8 protein-coding genes are annotated in these 10,642 nt (G+C 72.8%); 2 read left to right on the top strand and 6 right to left on the bottom strand.

Annotated elements, in window-relative coordinates:
• Window positions 1-115: 115 nt before the first annotated feature.
• On the bottom strand, window positions 116-1,477 hold the full coding sequence (locus tag ACEPPI_RS37855) for an MFS transporter (protein WP_373919800.1): 1,362 nt from the start codon (window positions 1,475-1,477) through the stop codon (window positions 116-118).
• 222 nt (window positions 1,478-1,699) lie between these two features.
• Between ACEPPI_RS37855 and ACEPPI_RS37850 the strand changes: the two genes are divergently transcribed.
• Window positions 1,700-2,299 (top strand): TetR/AcrR family transcriptional regulator, encoded by a 600-nt coding sequence (locus tag ACEPPI_RS37850; RefSeq protein WP_373919799.1) that lies wholly within the window; start codon window positions 1,700-1,702, stop codon window positions 2,297-2,299.
• 76 nt (window positions 2,300-2,375) lie between these two features.
• Here the strand turns inward: ACEPPI_RS37850 and ACEPPI_RS37845 are convergent, their stop codons facing one another.
• Genes ACEPPI_RS37845 through ACEPPI_RS37825 form a run of 5 tightly spaced genes read right to left on the bottom strand, consistent with a single transcriptional unit; the run spans window position 2,376 to window position 9,569 of the window.
• Window positions 2,376-2,837, bottom strand: coding sequence for a nuclear transport factor 2 family protein (locus ACEPPI_RS37845; RefSeq protein WP_373919798.1), 462 nt, complete (start codon window positions 2,835-2,837; stop codon window positions 2,376-2,378).
• A gap of 37 nt (window positions 2,838-2,874) precedes the next feature.
• Window positions 2,875-3,645 (bottom strand): thioesterase II family protein, encoded by a 771-nt coding sequence (locus ACEPPI_RS37840; RefSeq protein WP_373919797.1) that lies wholly within the window; start codon window positions 3,643-3,645, stop codon window positions 2,875-2,877.
• Between the two features lie 6 nt (window positions 3,646-3,651).
• Window positions 3,652-5,253, bottom strand: coding sequence for a long-chain-fatty-acid--CoA ligase (locus ACEPPI_RS37835; RefSeq protein WP_373919796.1), 1,602 nt, complete (start codon window positions 5,251-5,253; stop codon window positions 3,652-3,654).
• 28 nt (window positions 5,254-5,281) lie between these two features.
• A complete protein-coding gene (locus tag ACEPPI_RS37830; RefSeq protein WP_373919801.1) occupies window positions 5,282-9,283 on the bottom strand; it encodes a type I polyketide synthase in 4,002 nt (1,333 codons plus the stop codon).
• Window positions 9,284-9,335: 52 nt separating this feature from the next.
• On the bottom strand, window positions 9,336-9,569 hold the full coding sequence (locus ACEPPI_RS37825) for an acyl carrier protein (RefSeq protein ID WP_280917659.1): 234 nt from the start codon (window positions 9,567-9,569) through the stop codon (window positions 9,336-9,338).
• Window positions 9,570-9,771: 202 nt separating this feature from the next.
• Between ACEPPI_RS37825 and ACEPPI_RS37820 the strand changes: the two genes are divergently transcribed.
• Window positions 9,772-10,512, top strand: a complete 741-nt coding sequence (locus tag ACEPPI_RS37820; protein ID WP_373919795.1) for a 2OG-Fe dioxygenase family protein — start codon at window positions 9,772-9,774, stop codon at window positions 10,510-10,512.
• Window positions 10,513-10,642 lie beyond the last annotated feature (130 nt).

Here is a 10,642-nt window from a genome sequence, read left to right as displayed (position 1 = left end):
GCTCCAGGCCGATGCGGTCGCGGGGGGTGTGTGGGGTGGGGCGCTGGCAGGCGGGGGGCGGGCGGGGGCGGGGGGGGGGCCCCCCCCCCCCCCCCCCCCCCCCCCCCCCCTCCGGTCAGGCCGCGGCCTTGCTGCGGTAGCGGGCGGCGCCCGCCAGGGCCACGAGGGTGACGGCGAGGGTGATGACCGTGACGGTCCACAGGCCCGCCCGGTACGGGGCGATCCCGCCGGTGGAGAGGGAGAACGCGGTGGCGGTGACGGCGATGACCACACCGTTGCCGATCTGCGCGCCGGCGTTGAACAGGCCCGAGACCAGGCCCTGCTCGTCGGGCTCGGCGGTGCCGACGGCCGCGATGTTCAGGGCCGGGTAGACCGCGGCGAAGCCGAGGCCGCCGAGGAGCTGCTGCGCGAACAGCGTGACCAGCGGGTCGACCTGACCCATGAGCAGGACCCAGCCGAGGTAGCCGATGCTCAGCAGGACCAGGCCGCCGGTGGCGACGGGCCAGGCGCCGTACTTGGTGACCAGGGCCGCGCCGTAGCGGGCGGTGCCCGCGGTCAGCACGCCGCCGAGGAGGAAGGCGAGGCCGGCCTCCAGCGGGCTCCAGCCCAGCTGCTCCTGGTAGTAGAGGGTGAGCACGAACTGGAAGGAGACGTAGGCGCCGAAGAAGAGCATCGAGACCAGGGCGCGGGTCAGCTGGCCCTTGCGGAAGACGGAGAGCGGGACCAGCGGTGCCGGGTGCCGGCTCTCGACCACGGCGAACAGCGGGAAGAGGACCGCGGCGGCGATGAGGGAACCGATCGTCTGCGCGTCGCTCCAGCCGTCGCTCGCGGCCCGGCTGAGCCCGTACACGAGGGCCACCGCGCCGGCCGTCACCGTGACGGCGCCGAGGATGTCGATGCTTCCGCTCTTGCCCTTCTCCTGCTGGGCGGGTACCACGGAGGCGGCGAGCAGGGCGACCAGGACACCGGCCACGGCCGGGGCGAACAGGACCAGGCGCCAGGAGATGCCCGCCATCAGGCCGCCGAGGATCAGGCCGAGCGAGTAGCCGGCCGAGGCCACGGCGAGGAAGGTGCCGAGCGCGCGGTTGCGTGACTGCTCGTCACGGAAGGCGTCGAGCAGGATCGCCATGGCGGCGGGTGCGGTGATACCGGCGCTGACGCCCTTGAGGAGACGGGCGACGACCAGGAGCACTCCGTTGTCGGCGATGCCGCCGAGGATGCTCGCCACCACGAAGACGGCGAGGAAGCCGATCAGCAGCTTCTTGCGGTTGTAGAGGTCGGCCAACCGGCCGCCCAGCAGCAGGAACCCGCCGAATCCGAGCGCGTAGGCGGAGACGACCCACTGGAGTGCGGAGGTCGACATGCCCAGGTCCGCCTGGACCAGGGGGAGGGCCGGTCCCATGCTCGCGATGTCCATCGCGTCCAGGAACTGCACCGCGCACACGACCAGGAGCAGCAGGGGCAGGCTCTTGACCACGGGGGCGGACGGTAACACCGTTCGTGCGACGGGGGGAGAGGTCGGTGATGCCTCGGTCATGATCAGACTCCGATCGGAGGGTCGTCGGAAGCAGTGGGCCGCAACATGGTGAAGAATGACGGACCGATCAGTCCGGGACTGATCGGTCCATTTCTAGCGCTCACAAACCCCGCTGTCAAACGTATGCTGGGATCCGCGGGGGAGAGGGGAAGGAGTTCAGACATGGCGCGTACACCGGCACCAGGTACGAGGCGGCGGATTCTGGAGGCCTCGGCCAAACTCTTCGGTGAGCAGGGGGTCCGGGCCGTCGGCATGCAGCAGGTGATCGACGCGACCGGAGTGGGCAAGAGCCTGCTCTACCGCGAGTTCGCCAGCAAGGACGAGCTCATCGCCGCCTGGCTGCGGGAGAGCGACGCACAGTGGTGGGAGCGGGCCGAAGAGGTCACGGCCCCCCACAGCGGCGACCCGGCCCGGCAGATCATGGCGCTGATGGAGTTCTTCCAGGCCAGCGTCAGGGAACCGGACTTCCACGGCTGCATCTACTACAACACCTCCAGCGAGTTCCGCGACCCGGCGCACCCGGGCCGCCAGGAGGCGACGCTGCACCTCAAGGGCCTGCGCAACTGGCTGCGGGACATGGGCGCCCAGGCCGGCTCCGAGGATCCCGACGCCATGGCCGACACGCTGATGCTCGTCATCGGCGGCCTGCTGGCCAACGGCGAGGTGCTCGGGGCGGACGGGCCCGCCCGGATGGCCCTGGCCACCACCGAGCTCGTGCTGCGCCAGTACTGCCCCAACGCGCTGGCGGGCGCCGCCCTCTGACCCGAGCCGCCCTACGGGAACGGCCCCGCGGCACCGCGGTGCCGGGGGGCCGGTCCGGGTGCGCCCCGGGCCCCCGTCAGGGGCCCGCGACACCGGTGCGCCGGGGCTGGGCCGCGCGCACGGCGACGCCGTGCTCCTCGTAGCCGTCGTTGTAGACGAACGACGAGGGCATCCGGTCGTGGAACTGGTAGTCGGCTTGAATTCGCCCGTCCTCGGCGAGCACGACGATGTCCTGGCCGGACATCTCCATCTCGCCCGTGGCCGCCGAGACCATCACCCAGTTGAACCGGACGACGTCGTGGTGGCCGGTCGCGTTGTTCGAGGACCGGAACTCGTAGCCCATCGGGCCGTACACCTGGTGCGTGTAGGCCAGTTGCTCCAGGAGCGCCGCGTGCCCCCGGATCGGGTCCTTGCGGTAGAAGACGTACGTGCAGTCGGGCGCGTACAGGGCGTGCACCATGTCGCGCCGGCGCTCCGCGTCGGTCTCGTTCCACAACGCGACGTAGCGCGCGAGGAGTTCGTTGGGTCGGGGCAGCATGACGGTGTACCTCCGGTTCTGCGGGGACGCCGCCCGGTCAGGGCCCCGCGGCGTACCGCGGCAGCAGCTGGGCCAGGTCGGCCGTGATGGCGCGGGCGTGGGTCCGCAGGTAGAAGTGGTCCCCGGGGAAGGTCCGGCACCCCAGGAAGTCACGGGTCCGACCGGCCCACGACCGCATGGCCCCGGGCGCGAGGAGCGGATCCCCGCGCCCGGAGTACGCGACGACGGGACAGCTCACGGCCGCCCCGTCGTCCGAGAACTGCGCGCACACCGCGCCGTCGGCGCCCATCGCCCGGACCGCCGCCGCCAGCAGCTCCGCGTCCGCCTCGACCGCCGCCGGCAGCCCGCCCAGCAGACGCAGCGCTTCGAGGGGGTCCCGGGACAGCGCCGCGGGCGCCGAGAACCCCTCGGGGGCCCACCCCGACACGGCGAGCAGCGCCGGGGCCGACAGGCCCCGCCGCTCCATCTCCACCGTCAGCCGGTAGCCCAGCAGCGCCCCCATCGAGTGCCCGAACACCGCGTACGCGCGCCCGTCCAGCTCGTCCGAGACCACCCGCGCGAGGGCCTCCACCAGCGGGCCGAGCCGCGTGTACGGGGCCTCGCGCCGCCGCTCCTGACGGCCGGGCAGCTGGACGGCCTGGCAGGACACCGATCCGGGGAGCTGCGCGGGCCACTCCCGGTACATGGAGGCGCCGCCCCCGCTGTGGTGCAGCAGGAACAACCGCAGCTCCGCGTCCGGTTCCGCGTCGGCCGGATGCAGCCACCGCGACGCTCCCTGCACCTCGGGCAGCGGGCCCAGGGTCTCCATCGCGGTCTACGCCGCCGTGGCCGGGGCGGGCGACGCGGCGGCGGCCGTGTGCCGTTCGCGCAGCACCCGGCGCAGCACCTTCCCGGTGGGATTGCGCGGCAGCGCGGCCACGATGTCGTACCCCGTCGGGATCTTGAACCCGGCGATCCGCCCGTTCATGAACCGCAGGAACTCGCGCGGGGTGGCCTCGGCTCCGGGACGCAGCACCACCGCGGCCCGTACGGCCTCGCCCCAGTCGGGGTGCGGGACTCCGTACACGGAGACCTCGGCGACCGCCGGGTGGGCCCGCAGGGCATTCTCGACCTCCGTCGGATAGATGTTCTGACCCGCGACGATGATGGTGTCGTTGACCCGGTCGACGAGGAACAGGTAGCCGTCGGCGTCGAGGTGCCCCATGTCGCCCATGGACAGCCACTCGCCCGAAGGGCCCGACAGGGCCTGCTCCGTCACCTCCGGCAGCTGCCAGTACCCGAGGAAGCGCGCCGGGCTCTTGATGACCACCCGGCCCACCTCGCCCGCCGGCAGCCGTCGGCCCTCCCCGTCCAGGATCCGTACCTCGTTGCCGGGGCAGACCCGGCCCGCCGAGCCGAGGACCCGGCTGTCCGGGGTGTGGTCCTCCGGCGCCAGGCAGGTCACGAAACTGCCCGCCTCCGCCGAGGAGTAGCCCTGCGCCAGCTCGCAGCCCAGGACGTCGATGCAGGTCAGCAGGAGTTCGCGGTCGATGGGGGAGCCGCTGTAGACCACCTTGCGCAGCGAACGGAAGGTCTCGCGGGTGGTGCCCCGCTCGGTCAGCATCATCCGCAGCATCGCGGGCGCCGCCCACAGCGTCGTGATCCCGTGGTGCTCGATCAGCCGGGTGGCCTCGTCGGCGATGAACTGACGCATGATCACCGTGGTGGCGCCGGCGTTGAAGGAGTGCATGAACCAGCCGAAGCCCGAGGTGTGCAGACCGGGGAAGCAGCTCAGCCCCCGGTCCTCGGGCCGCCAGTCGATCCAGTCGACCCCCGCCGCCCGGCTGTCGGCGATGAAGGTGAAGAAGGTCCGCTGCGCCAGCACCACCCCCTTGGGCAGGCCGGTCGTCCCGCTCGTGTACAGCTGCGCCACCGGGTCGTCGAAACCGGCCGCGGCGGCCGGGGCCGGATCCGTGTCCGGCCGCCCCCGCTTCCAGTCGAGGAACCCGCCCGCCACATGGCCGTCGGAGTCCATCTCCACGATCCGGCCCAGCCGGGGCAGCACCGGCCGCAGCCGGTCCACGACCGTCCTGAACTGTCTCTCCACGAAGAGGAGTTCGGCCTGTGAATCGCGCAGGACGTGCTCGACCTCGCCGGCCGTGAGCCGCGAGTTCACCGGCACCAGCACCGCACCGCTCTTCGCGCAGCCCAGCGCCAGGTCGTAGTAGTGCTCCGATTCCCGGCCCAGGTAGCCGACCCGCGCGCCCGCCGCCAGACCCGAGTCCAGCAGCGCGTGCGCCGTGCGGTTGCTCTCCCGGTGCAGCTGCCCGTAGGTCAGCGTGCGGTCCTCGCAGATCACCGCCGGCCGGTCGGGCCGGTTCCGGGCGTGCAGCGCCGCGCGGGCGGCCAGGGTCCGGTCCTCCGTACGGTTGTCCATGGGGTTCCCTCGTGTCGTTGGCTGTTGCTCAGGGGGCCGGCGCCGCCACCACGGGCGCGGGTGCCAGCCGGTGGGACAGGACCTCGGCGAGCTCCTCCACCGAGGGGTGGTCGAAGACCGCCGACGAGACCAGGGGGACGCGCAGCCGCGTCTGGAGCCGGGTCCTGAGCACGATCGCGGTCAGCGAGTCCACGCCGAGTTCCAGGAAGCTCGCCCGCGTGTCGACGTACTCCGGGTCGTCGACCGCGAGGAGCGCGGCGACCGTGGCCCGCACCAGCGTGACCAGCGCGGCCTGCCGCTCCCCGGGCGGCGCCGCCGTCAGCGCCTCCACGTCGACCGGCGCGGACGCGGCCGGCTGCGCCGCCCCGGCGGCCACCTCCACCGGCCGGTCCGGCAGCCGGGTGAAGCCCATCGCGGACAGTTCCGCCACCGGCCGGCCGGCCCCCTCGGGGCCGTCCTCCAGCAGCAGCAGGTCCAGCGTGAAGGCCGGGCCGTCGCCCGCCCCGGCGTCCGGACGGTCGGCCCACGTGACCCGCACGGCGGAGCGCAACGCCTCCCCCCGCGGCTTCTTGAAGGTCCGCAGCCGGCCCACGCTCGTGGCCACGTAGCGGCGGCCGTCGTCGGCGAGGGCGGCGAGGGCGTGCGTCGCCCCGTCCAGCAGCGGCGGCGGGAGGTGCTCGGCACGGGAGACGTCCGCGCCGGACAGCTCCGTCACCGCGAAGTTCGGCCCGTACGCCGTCACCGAGCGGGCCCGCCGGAACTGCGGCCCGTACTCCAGCCCGGCCTCGGCGTAGGCGGCCCGCACGTCCTCGGCGTCCAGCGCCTTCGAGGAACGCACCCCCCGCACCGCGCCCAGCAGGCCCACCAGCGCCCGGCCCTGATCGGACAGCGAGCCCGCGCCGGTGGCCTCCGCCGCGATCGCGGCCGTCGCGTGCAGCCGTTCCACGCCTGCGGGCTCGTCCCCGGACCGGCTGGAGACCTCGACCGACAGCCGCCCGCCCGCCTCGGTGCGCACCCGGGTCAGCAGCAGCGTCGGCCGGTCCGAGAGGAACAGCGCCTCGTGGAAGCGGACGTCCTCCACCGCCCGGCCGGTGTCGCCGTGGACCTCGTCCTGGACCGCCAGCAGCAGCTCCAGGTACGCCGCCGCCGGCAGGAAGGGCTGGCCGCCGATGGTGTGGTCCGCCAGGTACGCGGGGGCCGCCGCACTGATCCGGGCCGTGAACTCCCGCCGGTCGCCGGCCGGTCCGCCCTCGCGGCCCAGCAGCGGGTGGCCGGCGCCGACGGCCCCGGCGCGCGCCGCGGGGCGGGCCGGGAGCCGGTAGGCGCGCCGGTCGAAGGCGTAGCCGGGCAGCGGGATCCGCCGCCCGGGACCGTCCGCGTGGACCGCGTTCCAGTCGATGGTCAGCCCCGCCGTGTACGCGCCGGCCAGCGCGGCGTCCAGGGTGGCACCCGTGGTGTCCTTGCGGCGCAGGCAGCTCAGCCACCGGTGCTGCTCCTGCGGCACGGCCTGCCGGGCCAGCGAGGTCAGGGCCGTGGACGGACCCACCTCCAGGAACACGTGCCGGCCGCGCTCGGCGATGGTCCGCACCCCGGCCGCGAACTCCACCGACCGCGTCATGTGCCGCACCCAGTACTCGGGCGTGGCCAGTTCCCGCGGCGCCGCGATCCGGCCGGTCAGGTTGGACACGATCGGCAGCCGCGGCTCCTGGAAGGCGATCCCCCGCAGCACCTCGGCCAGCGGCTCGGCGACCTCCTCCATCAGCGGCGAGTGGAACGCCGCCGTCACGTGCAGCGGGGTCACCGTCCAGTCCCGCGCGCGCAGCGCCTCCACCGCCTCCGCCAGCGCCCCGGCGCCGCCCGAGACCACGCACTGCTCCGGCGCGTTGACGGCGGCGACGGCCAGCTCGGGCCACCGCAGGAGCAGCGGGCGCACCTCCTCGGCGGGCGCCGCCACCGCGGCCATCCCGCCCGGCGCCGACACCGACTCGATCAGCCGGGAACGCGCGGCGAGGAAGGCGACCCCGTCGGCGAGCGAGAACAGCCCGGCGACCGTGGCCGCGACGATCTCGCCGACGCTGTGCCCGATCAGGACGCTGGGCCGCACCCCCCACGACAGCCACAGCCGGGCCAGCGCGTACTCCAGGGTGAACAGCGCCGCGTGCGTGAAGGACGTACGGGCCAGGGTCTCCTCGGCGTCCCCGGCGTCGCCGAACATCACGGCGGCCACCGAGCGCCCGAGCAGCGGGGCGAAGAGCGCGTCGCACTCGTCGACGCAGCGTGTGAACACGGCGTGGCGCCCGTACAGGGCCCGGCCCATGCCCACGTACTGCGAACCGGACCCGGTGAACAGGAAGGCCACCTTGCGGAACGCGTCGGGCTTCTCCTCGCCCCGCGGGGGCGCGCTCCACCGCTCCAACTGCGTACCTAGCTCGGCCAGGGAGGAGACGGCCGCCGCCGCCCGGAAGCGGAAGTGCGAGCGGGCGGTGGCCCGGGTGCGGCACAGGTCGGCGAGGGAGGTGCCGGGGTGCTCGGCGAGGAACCGCGCGTACCGCTCGGCCTGGAGCCGCAGCGCCGGCCGGGACTTGGCGGACAGCGTGAAGACCTGCCCGTGCTCCGCCCCGGGGGCGGCGGTCGCGGAGGGTTCGGCGGGCGCGGTGTCCAGGGCGGTGTCCCGGGCGGGGGCCTCCTCCAGTACCGCGACCGCGATGGCCCCGGCGACGCCGAAGCCGTTGACGGTGGCCCGGCGCACCGGGGCCTTCCAGGGCCGCTCCTGCGTCGCCACCTCGATCGGGTACGTGTCCCACGGGATCCGCCCGGAGAGGTTGCGCCACACGTGCGGGAAGAAGGTGCCCGCCCGCATCTGCGTGATCACCTTGATCAGCCCGCCCAGCCCGGCCGCGGGCTCCATGTGCCCCAGGTTGGCCTTCAGCGAGCCGATGACCAGCGGGTCGTCCTTGTCGTGGGAGGCGGCGAACACCCCGTTCACCGACCCCAGCTCGATCGGATCGCCGAGCGGGGTCCCCGTCCCGTGCGCCTCCACGTACTGGATGTCGCCGGGCTCCAGCCGCGCGTTGGCCAGCGCCGCCCGCATCACGGCCTCCTGCGCCGTGCCGTTGGGCGCGCTCAGACCCGCGCTCTCGCCGTCCTGCCCGATCGCGGTGCCCCGTACGAGGGCCAGCACCCGGTCGCCCGCGGCCACCGCGTCCGACAGCCGCTTGAGGACCAGCACCCCGCAGCCCTCGGCGCGCGCGTAACCGTCCGCGCTCTCGTCGAAGGTCTTGCAGTGCCCGTCCGGGGCCAGCATCTGGGCGTGCGAGAGGATCACGTACGAGCGCGGGTTGTGCAGGGTGTTCACCCCGGCGCACAGCGCGATCCCGCACTCGCGCCGCCGCAGCCCCTCCACCGCCAGGTGCAGGGCGGTCAGCGAGGCCGCGCACGCGGTGTCGGTCGTCAGGCTCGGGCCGCGCCAGCCCAGGAAGTACGAGAGCCGCCCCGACAGGGAGTACGCCCCGAGCCCGGTCGCCAGGCTCCCGTCGAGCTGCTCGTCCGAGAGCCCCTCCAGCTCCAGGGGGAAGTCCAGGGGGGAGGCGCCCACGTAGACACCGCCGTCGCCGTGCCGCAGCACGGCCGGATCGATGCCGGAGTCCTCCAGGGCCTCCCACACCGTCTCCAGCAGCAGCCGCTGCCCCGGATCGATGAAGGGGGCCTGCTTCGGGGGAATGTTGAAGAACTGCGCGTCGAATTCGTCTATGTGGTCGAGGAAACCGCCCGCGACGGCGGTGATATCGCCGTCGGCCACCTCCGGCACCCAGCGGTCGCGCGGCAGCGGACCGATACCGGAACGTCCGTCCCGCAGAAAGGAATCGAGATCCGAAAGAGAATTGTTCCGGCCGGGCAGGCGCATTCCAACCCCAACCACGGCGATCGGCTCGTGCTTTTCGAGAAGGAATTCACCGAGGGTCCTGTCCTGTCGCCGGACCGTTTCCTCCGCGATGTCGAGCCTCTCCTTCATCTCCTTGATCCCCTGCATGATGTACGGATCCCGCGGGTCCGGCGTTCCCGGCATGGCGGCGGCCTCCCTCTCAATTCGCGTCGAAGATGTCGGCCAGCACGTCCGAGGCCAGATGGTCGGTCAGCCGCTCGACGGTGGGCTGGTTGAACAGGGCGGTGCTGCTGATGCCCCGCCCCAGGCGGTCTTCGAGCCGCTGCTTGACCTGGGTCAGCAGCAGGGACGTCATACCGAGCTCGAAGAAGCTGTCCTCCAGCGGCAGCTCTTCGTCATCCGGCATGAGCAGTGCCGTCTTGAATTCCGCCACGACGATTTCTTCCAGAACCGTCCGGCGTTCCGATCGGGGCGAGGACACTAATTGTTCTGTCATACCGGTCGAGTGAAGCACAGCCGCCGTGACGACCGGCTGACGTCCTCCTGACCCGTCAGGCCGGTCAGTTCAGCGTCAGTACGGCTGTGGGAACCTCGGGATGCACGAGTGCGTGAGATCCGGCGTGGAGGAGCGAATCATGCAGACCGAAGCACGAGAAGAACTGCGGGCCAATGGATATTCGTTGCTGCCGGCCGACCGGCTCGTCATCGATACCGAATCGATGCAGCACGTCAAGGAATTGGCCGCCGAGTGGGAACACCTGGAGACGGACCGGTACCTGAAGGGCGGGTCCCGCTTCCGCGAGCGCCGCTACGACCGGTTCTACTTCGTGCCCCGCACCGGAGAGGTCCGGCTGCGCCCCCACCGGCCCTACTTCCAGTCGATGAACGCCAACGACTACGCCGGCGGCATCGACCGCGACGTGGCCCCCCTCAGCCGGGCCACCCTGGACAACCCGCTCCTGACGCGGCTCCTGCGCGCCGACTTCGAGAAGTTCCCGGTCCCCGCGGACTCCTGGCTCGACGACCCCTGGGACGTCCAGTGCCACCAGTTCCGGATCATCAGCACCCCGGACGAGACGGGGGAACCGACCCCCGAGGGCCCGCACCGCGACGAGGTCGACTTCGGCGCCATCCACCTGATGGGCCGCTTCAACGCCCGGGGCGGGGAATCCCAGGTCTACAGCCTGGAGAAGGAACTCGTGGCCGAGTTCACCCTGACCGAGCAGATGGACACCATGTTCTGGGCGGACGCCCGGATCCTCCACGCGGTGCGCCCGATCCTCGCCCAGGACCCGGCGAAGCCGGCCGTCCGCGACGTCCTGATCCTCGGCTACCGGCACGCGCCGGAGCTGCGCCGCGACGAGCAGAGCGGCTGACATGGCGACCGGAGCCGAGATCCGCCGCGTGGACCGTGTGATCATCCGTTTCGCGGGTGATTCGGGTGACGGTATGCAGCTGACGGGTGACCGTTTCACGTCGGAGACGGCGTCGTTCGGGAATGATCTT

Source organism: Streptomyces sp. AB3(2024), from assembly GCF_041862025.1.
GTDB lineage: Bacteria > Actinomycetota > Actinomycetes > Streptomycetales > Streptomycetaceae > Streptomyces.
This window is presented reverse-complemented; position numbering and strand designations above follow the sequence as displayed.